The organism is Polyangium jinanense (assembly GCF_028435365.1).
This window is the reverse complement of sequence record NZ_JAGTJJ010000003.1, coordinates 183,885-202,078: the sequence shown is the minus strand read 5'-3', so window position 1 is coordinate 202,078 and position 18,194 is coordinate 183,885. Positions and strand designations below refer to the sequence as shown.

At 68.1% G+C, this 18,194-nt stretch carries 17 protein-coding genes; 7 read left to right on the top strand and 10 right to left on the bottom strand.

The genetic code is table 11. The features are described 5' to 3' along the window. Window positions 1–2: 2 nt before the first annotated feature. The 6 genes from KEG57_RS10065 to KEG57_RS10040 all read right to left on the bottom strand — a co-directional run bounded on the left by KEG57_RS10065 (window position 3) and on the right by KEG57_RS10040 (window position 6,059). Window positions 3–2,024, bottom strand: coding sequence for a DCC1-like thiol-disulfide oxidoreductase family protein (locus tag KEG57_RS10065; protein ID WP_272419457.1), 2,022 nt, complete (start codon window positions 2,022–2,024; stop codon window positions 3–5). 1 nt (window position 2,025) lies between these two features. After that, a complete protein-coding gene (locus KEG57_RS10060) occupies window positions 2,026–3,123 on the bottom strand; it encodes a tryptophan 2,3-dioxygenase family protein (protein ID WP_272419456.1) in 1,098 nt (365 codons plus the stop codon). 114 nt (window positions 3,124–3,237) lie between these two features. Continuing rightward, a complete protein-coding gene (locus KEG57_RS10055) occupies window positions 3,238–3,873 on the bottom strand; it encodes a hypothetical protein (protein ID WP_272419455.1) in 636 nt (211 codons plus the stop codon). Further along, window positions 3,870–4,250 (bottom strand): hypothetical protein, encoded by a 381-nt coding sequence (locus tag KEG57_RS10050; RefSeq protein ID WP_272419454.1) that lies wholly within the window; start codon window positions 4,248–4,250, stop codon window positions 3,870–3,872. Before KEG57_RS10050 ends, KEG57_RS10055 begins: the two co-directional genes overlap by 4 nt. A gap of 34 nt (window positions 4,251–4,284) precedes the next feature. Then, window positions 4,285–4,587, bottom strand: a complete 303-nt coding sequence (locus KEG57_RS10045; protein WP_272419453.1) for a hypothetical protein — start codon at window positions 4,585–4,587, stop codon at window positions 4,285–4,287. Between the two features lie 2 nt (window positions 4,588–4,589). Next, complete coding sequence (locus tag KEG57_RS10040; RefSeq protein ID WP_272419452.1) at window positions 4,590–6,059, bottom strand: MBOAT family O-acyltransferase; 1,470 nt, start codon at window positions 6,057–6,059, stop codon at window positions 4,590–4,592. A 51-nt stretch (window positions 6,060–6,110) separates the two neighbouring features. Between KEG57_RS10040 and KEG57_RS10035 the strand changes: the two genes are divergently transcribed. Genes KEG57_RS10035 through KEG57_RS10025 form a run of 3 tightly spaced genes read left to right on the top strand, consistent with a single transcriptional unit; the run spans window position 6,111 to window position 8,325 of the window. Then, the gene (locus KEG57_RS10035) at window positions 6,111–6,659 is read left to right on the top strand and encodes a hypothetical protein (RefSeq protein WP_272419451.1); all 549 of its coding nucleotides are present in this window, start codon (window positions 6,111–6,113) and stop codon (window positions 6,657–6,659) included. Between the two features lie 4 nt (window positions 6,660–6,663). Beyond that, window positions 6,664–7,470 carry a polysaccharide deacetylase family protein gene (locus KEG57_RS10030; RefSeq protein WP_272419450.1) on the top strand — a complete coding sequence of 269 codons (807 nt, stop codon included), beginning with the start codon at window positions 6,664–6,666 and terminating at the stop codon, window positions 7,468–7,470. 36 nt (window positions 7,471–7,506) lie between these two features. Continuing rightward, window positions 7,507–8,325: a SirB1 family protein gene (locus KEG57_RS10025; RefSeq protein WP_272419449.1), complete on the top strand. Its 819-nt coding sequence runs from the start codon at window positions 7,507–7,509 to the stop codon at window positions 8,323–8,325. Here KEG57_RS10025 and KEG57_RS10020 read toward each other — a convergent pair. Further along, a complete protein-coding gene (locus KEG57_RS10020) occupies window positions 8,318–9,463 on the bottom strand; it encodes a sensor histidine kinase (RefSeq protein ID WP_272419447.1) in 1,146 nt (381 codons plus the stop codon). The two genes, KEG57_RS10025 and KEG57_RS10020, sit on opposite strands and share 8 nt — an antisense overlap. Before the next feature lie 127 nt (window positions 9,464–9,590). Here KEG57_RS10020 and KEG57_RS10015 point away from each other — a divergent pair, with 127 nt between their 5' ends. Continuing rightward, window positions 9,591–11,756: a sensor domain-containing diguanylate cyclase gene (locus KEG57_RS10015; RefSeq protein ID WP_272419446.1), complete on the top strand. Its 2,166-nt coding sequence runs from the start codon at window positions 9,591–9,593 to the stop codon at window positions 11,754–11,756. 39 nt (window positions 11,757–11,795) lie between these two features. After that, window positions 11,796–12,185 (top strand): hypothetical protein, encoded by a 390-nt coding sequence (locus KEG57_RS10010; protein ID WP_272419445.1) that lies wholly within the window; start codon window positions 11,796–11,798, stop codon window positions 12,183–12,185. A gap of 12 nt (window positions 12,186–12,197) precedes the next feature. On the opposite strand, the gene KEG57_RS10005 is transcribed toward KEG57_RS10010, so the two are convergent. Together KEG57_RS10005 and KEG57_RS10000 are read right to left on the bottom strand one after the other, a co-directional pair. Beyond that, window positions 12,198–13,415, bottom strand: coding sequence for a hypothetical protein (locus KEG57_RS10005; RefSeq protein WP_272419444.1), 1,218 nt, complete (start codon window positions 13,413–13,415; stop codon window positions 12,198–12,200). 5 nt (window positions 13,416–13,420) lie between these two features. Further along, on the bottom strand, window positions 13,421–13,867 hold the full coding sequence (locus KEG57_RS10000) for a hypothetical protein (RefSeq protein ID WP_272419443.1): 447 nt from the start codon (window positions 13,865–13,867) through the stop codon (window positions 13,421–13,423). Between the two features lie 380 nt (window positions 13,868–14,247). Between KEG57_RS10000 and KEG57_RS09995 the strand changes: the two genes are divergently transcribed. Beyond that, window positions 14,248–15,030, top strand: coding sequence for a hypothetical protein (locus KEG57_RS09995; RefSeq protein ID WP_272419442.1), 783 nt, complete (start codon window positions 14,248–14,250; stop codon window positions 15,028–15,030). A gap of 134 nt (window positions 15,031–15,164) precedes the next feature. On the opposite strand, the gene KEG57_RS09990 is transcribed toward KEG57_RS09995, so the two are convergent. Continuing rightward, window positions 15,165–17,351 carry a cyclic nucleotide-binding domain-containing protein gene (locus tag KEG57_RS09990; RefSeq protein WP_272419440.1) on the bottom strand — a complete coding sequence of 729 codons (2,187 nt, stop codon included), beginning with the start codon at window positions 17,349–17,351 and terminating at the stop codon, window positions 15,165–15,167. A 41-nt stretch (window positions 17,352–17,392) separates the two neighbouring features. On the opposite strand from KEG57_RS09990, the gene KEG57_RS09985 reads away from it, so the two are divergent. Beyond that, a complete protein-coding gene (locus KEG57_RS09985; RefSeq protein WP_272419438.1) occupies window positions 17,393–18,193 on the top strand; it encodes a hypothetical protein in 801 nt (266 codons plus the stop codon). The last annotated feature ends 1 nt before the right edge of the window (window position 18,194 follow it).

The window sequence follows — 18,194 nt, the reverse complement described above, 5'->3', positions numbered from 1 at the left end:
CCCTACTCCTGCCGGCGGACGTCGGGCTTGATGATCGGGAGCCGGTCGGCCGCCATGCGCCCGCCGCGCGAATGCGTGAAGAGTTTTTCGCGATCCTTCTCGACGCGCGCCGGGCTCTCGCCAGGCTTCGCGATCGAATACTTCACCCAGTACGCGTCGTAGCCCGAGAGCTGCTCGTCCGGCGTGCGGCCCTCGAGCGCGGGGCCGCCCTTGCTGAGGTAATCACGCAGGGCCTTCTGGAACGGCTCGTACTCGCGCAGGCGGACGCGGTTCAGGTAATCGTTCCAGAGCTGGCCGAGCTTGCGCGCGTTGAAGGCCTCGGGGGTGATCGCGGGCGGGGCGCCCGTGAGCGGGTCGATGCTCGCGCCCTTGCGGTTCTGACCGTCGATCACGAAGACTCCGTCCTCATCCCCGTTCACGGCGAGCACGTCCCAGCGCTCCATCATGCGCGGCCACGCGACGGCCGCCGAGAGGAGTTTTCCCTGGGGAATCGAGAACCGAAGCGGGTTTTCCTTGGTCGCCTGCGCGAGCGCCGCGACGAAAAGCACGAAGACGAACGCCTCGCGAAGGCCACCCGTCAAGAAACGCTGGGTGCGTACGGCGGACGGGACGTCGAGGGCCTCGGCGGCATCGGGTTCGGCCTCGTCTTTCGGCGCGGGGACGCCGCACGCGTCCATGCCGAGGAGGACGCTGACGTCGGCGCGCCGCTTGGCGAAGGCGTCATAGAAGACGTCGAGCAGGTTCGAGATGCCCGGCAGGCGCATGACGAAGGCGAGAGGACGCCCGAACGGCAAGGCCCGCACGATCTCCGCGATGCCGCGGCTCCGCGTGAGGACGGTGCCTTTTGCGTCCACGACGACGATCGTGTTCTGCACGAGCTCCTCGGTGATGTCCGCCGGCAGGTCGACCTTTTCGACCGTGCCGTCGGCCTTGCCGCGGAGGAGCCCCGAGAGGTCGCCATTGCCCTGGAACGTGAGGTGGTGCTGGGCGTCGAGGCGCTTGGCGAGGCGCGCAAGCCACAAGCAAACGCCGCAATCCTCGTCGTAGACGACGCTGCGCGCGCGCTCCGGGGAAAAACGGCGCTCGAAGGCGTCCCAGCTCTCCTCCGGTAGGAGCAGCGCCGCGGCGGCGAGCAGCGTCCAGGCATAAAGGCCGAGCGAGAACAGGAGGCCGAGCGCGAGCGAATACACGACGAGGAGCCCGACGGCGATGCCGCGGAGCGGCCTTCGCGCCACGGGGACGAGCACGAGGAGCGGGACGGCGCATTCCGCCGCGAGGAGCAAATACGAGAGGCCCTTCAAGACGCCGGCCGGCGCGTGCTGGAGCCGCACCCCGAAATCGCTCACCCAGCGCTCGACGTGGAGCGCATAATAAAGGCCGCTGCCGTCCCGCCACGACCCAGCGAAATGCCAGGCCGCCGACGCGACGAGGATGATCACGATCTGCAGCGTGACGGCGAGCGCCGCGAACGAGAGCGGCGACCAGCCGGGCCCGCGCGTGACCGAAAGCTCGGCCTCCGTGGGCCGCGGGCGATCGTTCAAATCCGCGTCGGTCTTTTCGTCGCGATCCGCGAACGAGCGGGCGAGGGCGTCGACGGAGAAGCGGCTGCCGAGCGGCAAGAAGAGCGTGAAGAAGAGGAGCGCGACGGCCGCGTAGTTGCCCTGGTTTTCGAGCAGGATGTTCCGCGAGCCGAGGCTGACCAGACAGATCAGCGAGAGCGCGTGGAAGATGCGCGTCTTCCAGCCGAGGAGAAAGCCGAGATAGACGAGGAGGATCAGGACGAACGCGAGGTGGTTCTCCCCGACACTCGAAAAGGCGTGGAGGATGCTCCAGACCTGGCCTTTGTCGCGCAGGTTGAAGATGTGGTTGTGATTCGGAAGGACGCCTTCGTTCGAATAAAACGCGCGCACCCACGGCCAGCGACGAAAGAGGTCGCCCAGAAGGACGAGGGCCATCGCGATGCGAAAGAGCCCCAGGGAGCGGGCGTCGATTGTAAGGAAGCTCGACAGAATTCGTTTGCCCACGTCAATCCTCGACACGGAATCGGTACTCGTCCTCGTGCGAGAGCAACGGGACGCTCGGCTTGCGGAGCAAGATCGTCCGCACGGCCCAGAGGTCGTTGAAAATGCGATACCGAAGCGCCGTCTGATCGAGATAATCGACGCCCGCAGACCCCCCCGTTCCCGTACGCCGCCCGATCACACGCTCGACCATGCGCGCGTGGCGCTGGCGCCAGATGATCATCTGCTGCTCGACCGCGATCACGAGGTCGATGACCTCGCGCGGCCACGCGAGCCGCGGCAGCTCGCGGTAGCTCTCCAGGAACACGATCGCCGCCCGCACGCGCCGGCGGAAGGCGCGCGCCTCGTCGTCGAGCCCCTCTTCGTCCTCGGCCCGGAGGAACCGCTCGGCGAACCGGATCTCGGCGCGGTAACGCTCCTCGAGCCGCGTGATGTCGTCCGCCGTGAGCGCGTTCTGCTTGGCGAGGCGAACGCGGTTCTCGATCTCCTTCTCGTGCCCCGCGATGAACGCCTTCGCGAACCGATCGGCCGACTCCTGCGTCGCAGGGCCGTCGATCGGCGTGCGCGCGAGCCACTCGTAGAGCACGCTCTTCAAGCTCGGCCCGCTCTGCCTGCGTTGCTCGACGCGGGCGAGCGCCGCCGAAGGAGAACCGTCCGAGGAGCGGAGCGCCGCCATGTAGCTGCCCTCGCGACCGAGCGGGATGCGCAGGGTGTCGTCGAGCCCGAGCAGGATCTCGATCTCGCGCATCTGCGCCGACTGGAAGCCGCTCGCCGGGATCAACCGGTCGCGGAAGTCGAGGTAGTCGCGCGTGGTGAGCGTCTCCATCACGCGGAAATGCGGCACGGCCTGCTCGAAGAGCGCCACGACGCGGCGGAGCGAGGTCGCCGCGTTCGCGAGCTTCATGTCGGGCACGGGGTTCTGCCGGAAGAGATCGCGCGCCGTCTCGAGCTCGCGCAGGATGAGCTTGAACCAGAGCTCGTAGACCTGGTGGACGACGATGAAGACGACCTCGTCGTTCGAAAGCTTGCTCTCGTCGTTGTCGAAGCCGCCCTGCAGCGAAAGGAGCTCTTCGACCTTGATGTAGTCCCAGTAGTTGCGCATGCCTCGGCTCCTTGACGCGAGGCGAGTCTACTGCCCACGCGCGAAAACGGAAGTCACGAGGCGCGCGCTCGAAGAGCGCCCACGGCCGCCGCTAACGTAACGTCGGCCTCGGGATCAGGGCGTCGTGGTGAAGCTCGTGCCCTCGGGTCCGATGTTCACGGGTGGCCCGTAACTCCGGAGTTCAGCGCGCTCGTGGCCCATACGCGCCTCGACGTCGAGAACGGTGATGCCGACATCGGGACAAAACGTGGTCGTGTACCGGATGGGTACATCGCCGCCGCGCTCTTCGACCGTGACGACACATCCGTCGAAGCGCCCCGCCGGCACGGTCACGCTCTGTCCGACCGCTTCGATCCGCGTCCAGCCGCCATGCTCGCCGGTCCAGCTCATGCCGACGGCGATCGGCGCGCGCAGCACGTAGACCGAACGGCCGAGCAGCGCGACGCCCTCGCTCGTGAACGCGACGCGGCGCGCGCCCGTGGGCGTGACGAGCTCGCCCTCGATCGCACTCGTGCGGCGGGCGCGGACGAGCAAGAGGCCTCGCTCGCCATCGTCGCTCGTCGTCTCGTAGTGCCAGAGGTTTCCGTGCACGAGCGGAAAATACCGCTCGATCGGCATGCCGGACGACGCGTCGACCATGCCCTCGCCGGGCGTGGTGAACGAAGGCCGCGGCTCGGGCGCAGAAGACCCGCACGCGGCGAGCGCGAGGCCCGAAAGGACGAGGGCGAGGGCGCTCGGCCTCGACGTCATGGGGTGGGCGAGAGCCGGTGAGAGAAGTACCAGACCGTGAAAAAGACGAGGAGCAAGCACGCGGCCAAGAGCATGTACTTCGCGAGCGGATCGGGCTCGATGCGACGCAGGAGCTCCTCGGCGGCGCGGCGCACGGCCGGGTCGTCCGTGCTCTTCACGAGGCGCGCGCCGTCCTCGCGGACGCGGGCGTAGTCGCCGCGGTCGAAGGCGGCGAGCAACGCGTCGAGGCTCTCGTCGCGCGGGAACCGCTGCGCGAACGAGGGCACGCCTTCGCGCGGCGCCTTCGCCTTCTTCTTGCGCTTCTTCTTGGGGCGCGCGGCCTCGCTCGGCTCTTCGGCCTCGCCCTGCGGATCCGCGCCCTCGTTCGTCTCGCTCATCGTTCGGTCCTGTCGCAATGCGAAGGTTCGATGTCTACCTCGGAAGGACGGGCGTGTTCTGATCGGGCCGATCCTTCCAGCCGACGGGCCCGTCGCCCTCGCCTTTCACCTCGCAGGAGAGGTGCTCGCAGAGCGTCTGATAGTACGCCTTCCGGCCGCAGCCGACGGCCTTGTAGACCCCGCCGAACTCCTCGCTCACGCGGATGTCCTCGCTGGGGCAGTCGAGGTCCTTCTCCGCGTGCATCAGCACGACCGGCCTGGCCGCGCCACGCCCGTTGACGTTGTCGAGGCAGCCGACGAGGACGAGGAAGGGAAGTATCCGGGCGAAAGGGCGCATGGCTAGAACTGGAAGTACACGAACGGCACGGCCTTCACGCTCGCCGCCTCGTGCAGCACGACGGCGACGAGGAAGAGCATGGCGCCTTGCGCGGGGGCCGGCAGGGCCGTGAACGCGGCGCGCAGCTGATCGTAGATCACACGCGGCGTGTGGTGCACGGCGATCCCGAGGGCGAGCAAAGCGGCGACGATCGGCGGCAAGTTCGGGTGGAAGGTCGTCCCGGTCGAGATCTGCTTGAGGACACGCGTGCCGATGTCGAAGGTCGGGGCGCGGAAGAAGATCCACGCGAGGCAGACGTAGTGGAACGTGAGGATCACGCCGATCGGCTTCGGGAGGAAGCGCTTCGACTTGCCCGCGCTCTTGCCCCCGGCGCGCTCGAAGGCGCGTGTGACGGCGAGGCCGAGCCCGTGGAGGAAGCCCCAGAAGACGAACGTCCACGACGCGCCGTGCCAGAGGCCGCCGAGGAGCATCGTGAGCATGAGGTTGCGGTACGTCGCGAGGTTCGAACCTCGGTTTCCGCCGAGCGGGATGTACAGGTAGTCGCGCAGCCAGCTCGACAGCGAGATGTGCCAGCGGCGCCAGAACTCGGCGAGGTTCGACGAGGTGTAGGGCGCGTCGAAGTTCGGCGGGAAGCGCACGCCGAGCAGGAGCGCCGAGCCGATCGCGATGTCGCTGTAGCCCGAGAAGTCGCAGTAGATCTGGACGGCGTAGCCGTAGACGCCCGCGAGCACCTCGACCGCGGAGTAGTTCTCCGGTCGCTCGAAGACCCGATCGACGAGGTGGATCGCGAGCTGATCGGCGAAGACGACCTTCTTCAGGAGGCCTGTCGCGATGAGGAACATGGCCTCGGCGCCCACGCGGCTCGGCAGCGAAGGGACGGCTTCGAGCTGCGGCAGAAGGTCACGCGGGCGAACGATCGGGCCCGCAACGAGGTGCGGGAAAAACGAGACGAAGAGCAGGTAGCGGAGGTAGCTCCGGTGGGCCGGGAGATCGCCGCGGTAGACGTCGATGACGTAGCTCATCGACTCGAACGTGAAGAACGAGATGCCGACGGGCGGGAGCAGGACCCGCATCGCGTCGCTCGTCTTCGGCGTGGTGCCCGTGAGCCACGCGCGGAGGAGCTCGACGTTCTCGACGCCGAAGTTCCAGTACTTGAAGAAGCCCAGGAAGCCGAGGTTCAGGACGACGGTGATCGTCAGGAGCGCCTTGCGGCGCGAGGGGCTCGTCTCGTTCGCGATGATGCGGGCGAGGAAAAAATCGACCGTCGACGAGCCGAAGATGAGCGGCAGATACCGCCAGTCCCAGGCGGCGTAGAAGCCGTAACTCATCGCAAGGAGGAAGACGATGCGCGGCCATGAGGCGAGGAGGCGCCCGCCGGACGTGGCGAACGACGGTTTGAGGGTCGAAAGGCCCCACCAACCGACGAACGCAACGGCGAAGAAAACCGCGTACTCGATGCTGATGAAGTTCACGAGCGGGCCGCATGTTGAACGGCGCGGGCTGCCGTGCCAAGGATTACGGTGATGCTCGGGCGCCTGATCGTAGGGATCCTCAAAGGCCTCATCGTGGGCGGGCTCATCGGGTTCGGGCTCGTGAAGCTCGGATTTGCCCTACTACCTGCCTGGCTGGCGTACATCGCCGCCGCGATCACCGGCGTCGTGATCGGCCTCATCGCGGGCAAACCCATCTGGGCGAAGGACGCGAAGATCGAGGCCGGGATGAAGGCCGTCGTCGGCGCGCTGCTCGGAGCCGGGCTCATGTTCGCCGCGCGCAAGTGGCTGACGATGTACCTCCCGACCGAGCCGCTGAGCCAGATCGGCGTGATGACGAAGAGCGAGGCGATCCGGTTCGGCTACTTCCCCATCACCTCGCTCGCGACCATCGCCGCGGTGCTCGGCGGCTTCTACGACGCCGACAACACGCCCGGGCCCGAGGGCGAAGCAGAAGCAAAAGAAGAGACAAAAGCTCCGCCGGCGAAGGCTGGGCCGCAAAAGCGCATCGCGCAGCCGGCCGAGGACGAGCTCGACGAGGATTTCGACACGTCGGCGGACGAGAAAAAGGCGAAGAAGTAGAGCAGTGCCGCCCGCGCGGATCCTGTTCTACATGGCGACGTTCGGAGCCCTCGCGCTCGTCGCGCGTTCGCTCCTCATCGGGCCCGTGCCTACGTGGATCACGCTCACCGCGCTCGCCGCGTACACGGCGATCGTCTTCTCCGGCGTGCTCTTCTTGCGCCTCCGCATGTTCGTCGACGCGGTCTGCCGCGGGCCCGACGACGCGCGCGGCGTGGCCCTGACCTTCGACGACGGGCCGAATCGCACGCACACGCCGAAGGTGCTCGACGCGCTCGATCGGGCGAAGATCAAGGCGACGTTCTTCGTGATCGGCAAGAAGGCCGAGGCGCATCCGGAGCTCGTGCGCGACATCGTGGCGCGAGGTCACACGCTCGGCTCGCACGGCTACGCGCATCCGCGAACGTTCGCCATGCTGTCCACGGCCGCCGTGCGCGCGGACATCGAGCGCTCGCTCGTGGTGCTGGAAAAGATCACGGGGAGCAAGCCGACCCTGTTCCGGCCGCCGATCGGGCACACGAACCCGCGCATCGCGAAGGTCGTTACCGAGCTTGGCCTGACGGTGGTCGGCTGGTCGGTTCGTGCGATCGACGGGCTCGCCTCGGCGGACGCGACGAAGGTGGCGGCGCGCGTCGTGCGAGGCCTGGAAGACGGGGCGATCGTGCTTCTGCACGACGCGGCCGAGCGTGACGATCACGTGCCGGCGAGCCTCGGCGCGCTGCCCGCGATCCTCGAAGGCATGCGGGCGAGGAACCTCGTCGGCGTGGCGGTCACGGATTTCGTGGAAGGAAGCCGCGAGGAAGGTGCGGCCTAGGGCCCCGAAGAGCGCTACGAACGAAGACGGATCGTCATGGTGCCTTCTCGTCCGAGCCTGACCCTCTTCGCCCACCTCGTCTCGCGTCCCGAGTCGGAGATCGACCTCGTCCAAGCCGCGCTCGTCTTCGCCGAAAGCGAGTACCCGTCGCTCGACGTCGCGCGGTACGTGGCGACGCTCGAAGGGCTCGGCCGCGCCGCCGCCCGTCGCATCGCGCAAGCCGCGCCGCACGGGACGACGGAGGAGCGAGTGCGCGTGGTGCTCGAATGGCTCTACGGCTCGCAAGGCTTCCGTGGGAACGCCGAGGAGTATTACGACCCGCGCAACAGCTACCTGAACGAGGTGCTCGATCGGAAGAAGGGCATCCCGATCACGCTGGCGGTGATCCTCCTCGACGTGGCGACACGCGCGGGGATCGACGCGAAAGGGATCTCGTTCCCGGGGCATTTCCTGGTCGGCGCGGGGGAGCGGGAGAAGGAAGCGTCGCGATTGGCGTTGGAGAACCGCGCCGTCAGGCGGCTCGGAGCCCCGAACGTCAACCTGGTGATCGATCCGTTCCACGGTCGGATCCTCGGCAACACGGAGCTCGAAGCGCTGCACGCGCGCGTGACGGGCGCGGGCCCGCGGGTCGATCCGCGCCTGCTCGAACCGTGTAGCAAGCGTCAGATCCTGGCCCGCATGCTCTCGAACCTCCGCAGCATCCACGCGTCGCGGGGGGACGACGAGCGGCTGCGCAACGTGCTCGAGCATCTCGTGGCGATCGCGCCGTCGCCGGAGCTCACCCGCGAGCTCGAGCGTCTCGGCGGCAGCCGCGCGATCCTCGCCCGGCCAAGCGCGCACCGCTCGTTCAACTGAGGTCCTTCGCCGCGAGCGGGACCGTGAAGGAGAAGCGCGCGCCCGCGCCCTCCTCGCCGTGCTCGACGCCGATCGATCCGCCCACGGATTCGAGCAGGCCGCGACAGACCGCGAGCCCGAGGCCCGTGCCTTTGCCGACGTCCTTCGTCGTGGTGAAGGGTTCGAAGAGGTGATCGCGGATCGCAGGCGCGACGCCGGGGCCGTTGTCGCGGACCTCGACACGCAAGCCCTCGGGCGCGCGGCGCGCGAGGAGCTCGATGCGGCCTCCGGGCTTGGGGACGGCGTCGGCCGCGTTGAAGAGCAGGTTCAGAAGGACCTGCACGAGGCGCGGTTCGGAGAGCGCGACGAGCGGCAGGTCTTTCTCGACGTCGATCGTGATGTCCACGTCGCGCAGGGCCTTCTGCGGTTTGACGAGGGCGAGCGCGGCGTCGAGCGCTTGCGTGAAGGAGCCAAAGGCCTCGGGGGGTCGTCCGTCACGCACGCTCGTGGCGGGGCGCGCGAAGTCGAGCAAGTCGCGCAGGATGCGGTGGATGCGCTCGGTCTCGCGCTTCATGCGTTGCAGGAAGTCGCGCTCATCGGTCTCGTCGAGGCCGCCGGCGAGGAGAAGCTCTTCGAAGCCGAGCAGCGCCGCGATGGGGTTTCCGATCTCGTGCGCGAGCCCGGCCGCGAGACGTCCCACGGAGGCGAGCCGCTCCGAACGCACGAGTCGCTCCTGCGCGCGCTCGAGCTCCTTCGCGTACCGCGTGGCCTCTTCGATCTTCACGCGCAGGCTCTCTTCGTCGGCGCGCAGGCGCTCGGTCATGCGCGACACGCTCTCGGCAAGCTCGGCGAGCTCACGCGCGCCCGTGCGTGGTAACTCGAGTCGCCGCGCGCCCTCTGCCACACGGCCCGCGGCGCGCGAGAGGCGCTCGATCGGATCGACCACGAGCCGCGTCATCGCGAGGTACATGAAGATGAGCAGCGCGAGGGCGAAGATGCCCATGTAGAGGGCGAGGAGCCGGATGAGCGGCGCCGTGGGAATGACCCCCGCCATGCTGGCCCGGTGCAAGCTGACGACGGCGAAGAACAAAGGCAGGAAAGCGAGGACGAGGAGCGTGCCGAGCGCGACGAGGAGCTGAAGCCGTATGCCGGGGCGCACAGGCGTTAGGGTAGCCGTCTTCTCCCAAAACTAGGCCCGGTCCGATCAGCTCTGATACGGGGCGTTGTCGACGCTCGGGGGCTTCGCTCGGACGAGCCGAGCTGCGCCCCCGAACCCCCGCACCCGCATGGCTCCGCTCGTGGTCCTCGTGCTCAAGCTTCGGCGCCTTGGCCGCGCGGCCTTGCCGCTCACCGCTGCGATCGCCCTCGGCGCGGTCGTGGTCGCGTCCACGGCGAGCCCGCTCTCGCTCTGGATCGAAGCGCCTGCCTCGGCGCTCCTGCTCGGCCTGCTCGCGGCGCGTGCGTCGCGACGCTCCCGGGCGATCGAGGGCACGCTCCGCCTCGACCTCGAGGTCGGCGCGCTCTTCACCGTGCTCGTCTACGCGATCGTGACGCGCAGCGACGGCGCGCTCGACGGGCGCCTCTACCCGCTCGTCTACGTGTGCGTGGGCCTCGTGAGCGCGTTCGCGCGACCGATCGCCACCGTGCTCCTCCTCGCCTTCGCGCTCGGCCTCGACGCGTCCGTGCGGCACTGGGCCATGGTCGCGTCGAGCTTCGAGCGGCTCGCTTACTCGGGCGCGTTCATGGTCGTGTTCGCCTCGTTCAACGCGCTGCTCCTTCGCGCCGAGATCGCGCGGGCCCGCAGCGCGCTGAAGGAGCGCATCCAGGCCGAGGTGGAAAAACTTCGTGACGACGCGCGGAGCTACCGACTGCTCGGCGCGCCGGCCGGCGGTCGCAACGCGTCGCGGGCGAACGACGAGGAGCGGCTCGTGCGCTCGGGCGTGGAGGAGATCCACCAGTCCGTGCTCTTCGCGCTGCGGCTCCTGCGGCAGGCGATGAACCTGCACACGGCCGTCCTGCTCTGGCAAAACGACGCCGGGACGCACCTGCGCATCAGCGAGCTCTCGACGGACGATCCGAACGTCGCCGAGGGCCCTTTCCTCGCGGGCGACGGCATCTTCGGCGCGGCGATCACGCAGCGCGAGGCCGTCGCGCTCCGCGGCCTCGAACCGCGCCACAAGCTCCCCTACTACACGGGCCCCTGCCCCGTGCGCGCCGCGCTCGCGCTGCCGGTCTTCGAGCACGGCGCCATCCGCGGCGTGCTCGTCCTCGACCGCATCGCCGACGAACCCTTTGGCCTCAAAGAACAAGAGCTCGCCATGGAAGCCTGCCGCTACGCGGTGCGGGCCATCCAGAACGAGCGCGTGTTCGTGCAGCTCGAGCGCGCGAAGGTGGAGCAGGGCCGGCTCTACCGCGCGGTCGAGAGCCTCAACGCCGCGACGACCGAGGCCGAGGTCGTGGAGGCGGGCCTGCGCACGGCGCGCGAGATCACGAGCGTCGACTTCGCCGCGGTCACGCTCTACGACGAGTCGCAGAAGGCGCACGAGATCCGCGCCGTCAGCGGCGGCGACGAGGCGAACCTCGTCGGCCAGCAGTACAAGAAGAACGCCGGCCTCGTCTCGATGGCGCTCGAAAACAAGCACCCGCTGCCCTACCGCGGCGAGTACGACGAGAAGCGGCAGATCGTCTTCACGAAGAAGCTCGCGCCGCCGAGCATGCCCTCGATGATCGTTCTGCCGATGCTCGTGCACGACAAACCCCTCGGCACGCTCGTGCTCGGCTCGCGCCGCCGGGCCGCGTTCGGCGACGCCGCGCGCAGCACGCTCGAAGTGCTCACGAGCCACGTCGCCGTCTCGCTCGCGAACGCCCGCATGATGCGCAGGCTCGAGGAGATGGCCACGCTCGACGGCATGACGGGCCTCTACAACAAGCGCGCGATGCTGGAGATCGCCGACCAGAAGATCAAGGCGGCCAAGCGCTTCGGCCGCAAGCTCAGCGTGCTCGTGACGGACATCGACCACTTCAAGAAGGTCAACGACACCTACGGGCACGACGCGGGCGACGTGATCATCAAGGGCCTCGGCGAGGTGCTCCGTCGCGAGCGGCGCGCGACCGACGCCATCGCGCGGTTCGGCGGCGAAGAGTTCGTGGTGATCTGCGAGGAGACGGATGCGCGCGGCGCGATGCTCCTGGCCGAGCGGGTGCGCGAGGAGCTCGGCAAGACGATCTTCCACGCGCCGAAGCCCGGCCCGGACGGTCAGCCCGTGACGATCCGCGTGACCTGCTCGATCGGCGTGGCGAGCTTCCCCGAGGCCGGCGAGACCTGGGACGACCTGTTCAAGGCCGCGGACGAGGCCCTCTACGCCTCGAAGCGCGGGGGCAGAAACCGCGTGACCGCCCACGCGGCCTTGCCTACCCGCGCGGCCGGCTCGAAAGCGCAACACGCTGCCTGACGCTTGCGAGCGCGCTGACACGACCCATACACTCTAGGCATGAGCGCGAACGACGATCGGGACGACCGCAACGAGCAGTCGGAGCGGGCGAGGACGCACCTGGTGCAAGGGCTCGGCCACTTGTTCCGCGCGGCCACGATGGCGGCGAGCGGAATCAAGAAGGAGCTCGACCGCTCGGATGTGGGCAAGCAAGTCGAGGTCGCGGGTCGCGAGATCTACCGGGCGGCGAACAACGTGGTGAGCCGGCTCGGGACGGAGATCCTGTTCGGATCGAAGGACAAGGACAAGAAGCGCGAGCCCGAGCCGGAAGACGAGCGCAAGGGCGACGATCGTGATCCGCCGCGGTACCCGCCGGGCCAGAAGCCGAAGGGGCCGACGGAGGAGGATCCGGGGTTTCGGATCATGACGGACGACGATCAGCCGAAGTAGAGCGGGTTGGGATCAGGCGGCGAGCTGCCGCAGGGATTCCCACGCCTGTGCTTCGTCGATGTCCGTCGACAGCTCCCAGTCGTTCGCAGGCGTGGCTTTCTGGAAGTAGAGCGCCTCCCGATACCGCTCGGCGTTGCGACGGATTTGCGGGTCCAGCGGTAGCTCTGTCATCGCCTGCTCAAAGAGAGCATTCACCAGTTGTGCAGGATGACCGAGCATCGCGGCGGCGATGGCCCACCACTCCAGGAGGCGCCCACGCACCTCACTACGGGTGGATACCGCAAGCCCGTCTTCACAGAACCGCTCGACTTCGGCATAGCGGCCTGCCTGGAGTGCGTGATGCGTAGCGTAGAGGTAGGGCCAGTCGAGTTTCGTCTTGGATCTGGCAGCCTCGATGAAGTCGCGCATCGCTCGGGGCCGATCGGAGTGCAGCAACGCGAGGCCGCGCGCGAGCAGCGGAGCTTCAGAGCGATGTACCGTCACAGCCCGCTCGAACGAGCGTAATGCCTTTTCCCTGTCGCCCAGGTGCTCATACGCAAAACCTGCAGCGAGAAGTCCCGAAGCACGAACCGAAGGCAGCGCCGTGGCGTCATCCCATGCGCACTCGACCAACTTCGTCACGCGCCCCAGGGTCGAACGACGCTCGGTTTCTTCAAGACGCGTGGCGGCACGATGAAGGATGGAAGCAGCCTGAAGGAGCAGCGTGCCCGACACAATGGGGCGGGTCTCGATTCCGCGAGCACGCTCCTCGGCTTGCTCGATTGAACCGGCACGCACCAGCGCTTCGAGCGCTGAAACCTCGTAGACATCCTTGGGTTGAAGCTCCTTGGCGAAGTCGTAGAAACAGACAGCGCCCCAGAAAAACTCCTGCCGGTCCCAGCAGCGCCCCATCACATACACGTGCGGGGCTTCGAGCGTCGGGAGCTTCCGGAGGAGCTGGAGCGTCCGGCGGTCGTCTTTTGCCTTGAATGCAGCGGGGAGTTGCTGCATTACGGACACTGGCGTTTCCCCCTCCGCAAGCGGTTCGATCCGACGTTTCCCTTCGATGATATACAGGTCCTCCGAGAGGTCATCGAAGAGAGCACGCTCGTCATCCGAAAGCGCGTACCAGGGCGCATCCATCTCGCCCTCGATTTCTGCCGCCCGCTGACCCTCGCGTCGCCCGGCGCGCATCTCCTGGTGAAGGGCGACGAGCAGGGCTTCGTACTTGGCTCGGTTCGATTGGGACATCTTCGTCACCCCTCGTCGACCCATGATGTCTTCGTGGCCCCCAAATCGAGCTGGTATTGCGCGACGGAGGTTTGCCGGAGGGGCTGAAGCACGCCATGCGTGTCGGAGGTCGGCTGGAGTTCCAGCGAGCCCCCTACCGGCGCGCGCCGGAAGCTCGCCTCCCCGAGGCGAAACACATGGAGATCGTCAGGGCCTCGCGCGCCACGTCGCTTGTCACGGAGCCGCGCGGGCACGAGCCGTTGTGGGAGGACGGCGAGGCTTGGGGCCACCGAGAGCCCCTCCCCGCAAGGCCCCACGTTCCCCGCGCTATCCGGGTGAACATCCGGAGTCGGATGCGGCGGCACGCGCACGCCGAGCATGTTCGCCGCCGTCCCCACCGCCGGAACCGCAGGCTTCGCTGACGGATCCTCCGGAACCATCGTGCGATACATCTTCGGCCAAGCCGCTGACATGGGAGGCAACCTACCACGTCCCCCGCGCGCATCATGCCCCCCGGCGAAGCACCTTTCATCCCTACGCTTCACCTCCCCCGCGCCGCTGCGCCTCGTTTCCTTCGGAACCGCCCTCCCGGCTCGCCCGCCACGCCCCTCCCCCACCAAACCACCTCCCCGCCTCTTCCTACCTCACCCGCACCGATCAAACCCCCTCCCCGCCTTCCTTCCCCGCCCACCACGCCGCTCGATCTCGCCTCCCGCCGCCCCTGCCCCCCTCCGCGCGCCCGAGCGTCGCACCCCGTTCGTCCCTGGAGCCCCATCTTCAAGTTGAAGCTCCCGTCCCGAACACTCCCGCAATCCCCCTTCCCAACGGGGCTCCGTTCGGATACCAACATCCCATGAGCGAAGCCAAAGCTTCCCGCATGGTCTCCGACCGCGTCTCGATCACCAACACCGTGGTCGCCGCGATCGACATCCACGGCCCCGAGATCGCGCCCACCCTGGAGAAGATTCTCTTCCCTGACGGCGTCCCCCCGGACCTCACGATTGCCAAGGTCCTCGCCGCATTCGGCGCCCACCTCCGCGCGCGTGCCGACCAGCTCGTCATTGCCGACCGTACCCATATGGTCGAGCTCTCCGACGACGACGGCTACCGCGCAAAGCGCGACGAATGCACCGCCGAGACGCGGGACTTCCTCGGCACGCTTCGCTCCGGCCTCGGTCGCAACTATGGCCAGGTCGTCGCCGGTGCTTATGGTCTCGGCGCCCCCATTCCAGAGGACCCGCATACCGTCCTCGTGCTCGCCGACAATGTCGAGAATCAGCTTCGCAATCGCCCGCTCACCGAGCCGCCGAAGAACAAGAGCTTGAAGATCGACCCCATCGCGGCCGCCGACGACCTGAAAGCCAGCGCCTCCGCATTGAAGACGGCGCTCGGCGATGTCGATCGCGAAAAGCGCGAGGCGCAGCTCACGCAGACCGCCAAGAACGAGGCCATGGCCGCCTGGGGAACGTCGTATTCGGGCGTGGCGGACGCAGCCTCTGCCTTTTTCCTCCTCGCCGGCCGCCCCGCCCTGGCCGAGCGCGTCCGGCCCACGGCGCGACGCAGGGCCGGCTTGCCCGAGCCCGAGGACACGGTCGAAGCCGGCGCGGACGCCGCGAGCGGAAGCACGACGCCTTAAGGGCCCCCGCTTGCCACGGCGGACATCGTCGTTCGAGTTCAACGCCAAGCACCTCGCTGGCGAGACGTTCGGTGCCCCCGACTTCTTCGTCGTGCTCCGCGCCCTCGGCGTCGATCCCGACTCCGTTTGACCTCCTAGTACTCGAACCCGCTCCCCCCGATGAACTCCCGCAGGATCGACGTCGGCGGCACGTGATCCGGGTAGATCGTCACCACCTTGTCGATGAGCTGCCTTAGCCGATACGCCGTCACGAACGCGGGATGCTCCTGCGACACCTCGAGCAAGTAGCGATCCGCGAACACCTTGATCACGCCGAGCTCGTAGACGAGCGACGAGTCGAAGATCGCGTCGGCCTGCGCGAGGAACGGGAAGATGTTCGTGCGTTCGCCCGCGCGCACCGACGGCCAGCGCTGGATGTTCGCCGCCGCGTTCGTCCCGCGCCCGTGACGGTCGCGCACGATGCGCCGGAGCAGACGCACGTCGGACACGTTGATGCGGTTCACCCGGTCGAACGGCAGCGCCGTCATCGGCTGGATGAAGATGCGGAAGACCTTGTCCCGCGGGAGGATTCCATCAACGAGCTTCGGGTTCAGCCCGTGGATGCCCTCGATCAAGAGCACGTCCGAGCTGCGTAGCGTCACCTCGCGCCCCCCGTCCGGATGGCTCTTGCCCGTCACGAAGTCGTACCGCGACGTCTTCACCGTCTGCCCGGCGACGATGCGCGCGAGATGATCACGCAGCGTGCCGACGTCGAGCGCTTCGAGCGACTCGTAGTCGTACTCGCCCCGCGCATCGCGCGCTGTCTTCTCCCGGTCGACGTAGTAGTCGTCCAGCGACAAACCCACCGGGTGCATCCCGTTCACGAGGAGCTGCACCGTCAGGCGCGAGAGGAACGTCGTCTTGCCCGACGACGACGGACCCGCCACGCAGATCACCCGGATCGTCCCGCGCTCCGCGATCGCGTCCGCGATGCGGCTGATGCGCTTCTCGTGCTGGCCCTCGCTCACCCGGATGATCTCCGGCGTCTTGCCACGCACGCACGCGTCGTTGAACGCGCCTACGCTCGTGATCCCCAGCGTCGTCAGCCATGGCTCGTCCTGCCGTACCCCGTGCCGCGCGGATTCGGGCTGGATGTCCTGGGGCAGGCGCGTCGAAGCTGGCGCCGCGCCGCCCTCGGGCTTCACGCGTGATTCGTCGCCGTAGCGGAGCATCACCGCCTCGCCGTCGACCTCGATGCGGAACGGGAACGGCGCGATGTGCCCCGCGCTCGGCAAAAGCGGCGTCATCGACAGCACCGCCTCGGACCCCGCGCAGACGAGCTGCACGTGCCCCGTTCGCCACGTGCGTAGGAGCGCAAGCAAGTCCCGCGCGCCTTCCTCGGCGAAGTGGCTGCGCGCCTCGTCCACCGTCCAGAGCTCCTGCTGGAACGGCACGTCCGCCGCGATGAGCTCGTGCATCATCCCCGTCACGCGCCGGGCCCACGTCGCGAGCGAGAGCGTGCCCGGGTGCAAGAGCTCGATCGACTGACCAAAGCCCGCGCCGGGCCCGAGCCGCACGAAGACGTCCGGAAAAGCCCGCCGCGCCGCTTCGAGCAGCAAGAGCCCGAGGCTCGCGCGATACACGCGCTTGCCTTCCCAGTGCGACGCGCAGAGCGGCTCGACGTGCGCGTCCGAGGTGATGGGCATCCCGAGCGCGACGGCCTTGTTGTTCACGAGCGCCGCCACCACCGGATCGCCGTCGACCTCGCGCGGCAAGAGCGCGCCGAGCCGCGTCCCCGTCCGCACCCGTGTCCACGCGCGGTTCACCGTGACGTCGACGAACACGCGCCGCGGCAGCGAGCGCTCGCGCAAGAGCACGCCCACGCTCTCCGTCATCTCCGTCAGCTCTTGTCCGAGCGACGCCACGAGCGCCTGCGTCAGGCAGAGCGCGAGCTCCGGGTCTTCTTTCGACATCCGCTCGTACTGCTCGTGCGAGAGCCGCGCGAGCGTGAGCGTCGACGCCGCCACCACGCTCGACGTCCGCATGCGCCTCGTGATGAGCGCGAACTCGCCGAAATGCGCGCCCGGCCCGATGCGACCGAGGTCCACGTCCGCGCGGCGCAGATGCGCTTCGCCCGCCACGAGGAAATACATCTCCCGCCCGACCTCGCCCTCGTGCATCACGACCGACTGCGGCGGGAGCACGACGTGTTCGAGGTACGAGACCAGCCGCGATGACGTCGCACTGCAAATTTGCGCGAAGAGCGTGCTCGTGGCGGTGAGCGCATCGATGGAAGCACGCGGAATGGGTTCGGGGGGATAGGGCAGCGTGGGCGACGACATACGACGCAGGGAGAGCTACCATGCGCCCGCGAGGTGCCTTCATGCGTACTTCTTTTCATCTTGGACTTTTGGCGATCGTGCTCGGTCTCGGCTCCGTCGCGGCGTGTGCCGCGGAGGTGGAGTCGCTCTTCGCGAGCGGCGGCACGACGGGCGGAAACGGCGGCGCCGGTGGTGTCGGAGGCGCGGGCGGACAAGGCGGGCTCGGTGGAGCAGGCGGTCAGGGCGGGCTCGGCGGCGCGGGCGGACAAGGCGGCGCTGCATCGAACTCGAGCAGCGCCGCGACGGGCACGGGTCCGAGCTCGAGCAGCGCTAGCGGCACGGGCGGACAGGGCGGCGGCGGCTTCGATCCGCAGGTCTGCGGTCAATGCGCGTACGGCGCTTGCCAGGCGGAGATCTTCGCCTGCGGCCAGACGTGTGCGGGCTTCATCAGCTGCGCGCAGAACTGCACCGACAAACTCTGCGTCGACGATTGCCTGACGCAGTACCCCCAGGCCCAGCCGGTCTACGACTGCACGTGCGGCTCGTGCAGCGCGCAGTGCGGAAGCTACTGCGACGGCGCGAGCACATCGAGCTCGAGCACGACCACGAGCAGCAGCGCGAGCGGCACGGGCGGCGGCGGTTCCGCGTGCAGCACGTGTTCCGAGATTCTCCAAGGCGGCGGCAACGATCCGCCTTGCCAAGGCTCGGATGTGCTGCTCAGCGAGTTCTTCAACTGCACCTGCCAGCAGAACTGCACGACCGAGTGTGCCAGCTCCTGCCAAGGCGGACAGCCAAGTCAGGCCTGTTTCGGCTGCGTGCAGCAAAAATGCGGGCAACAGCTCAACGCTTGTCTACAGGACTGAC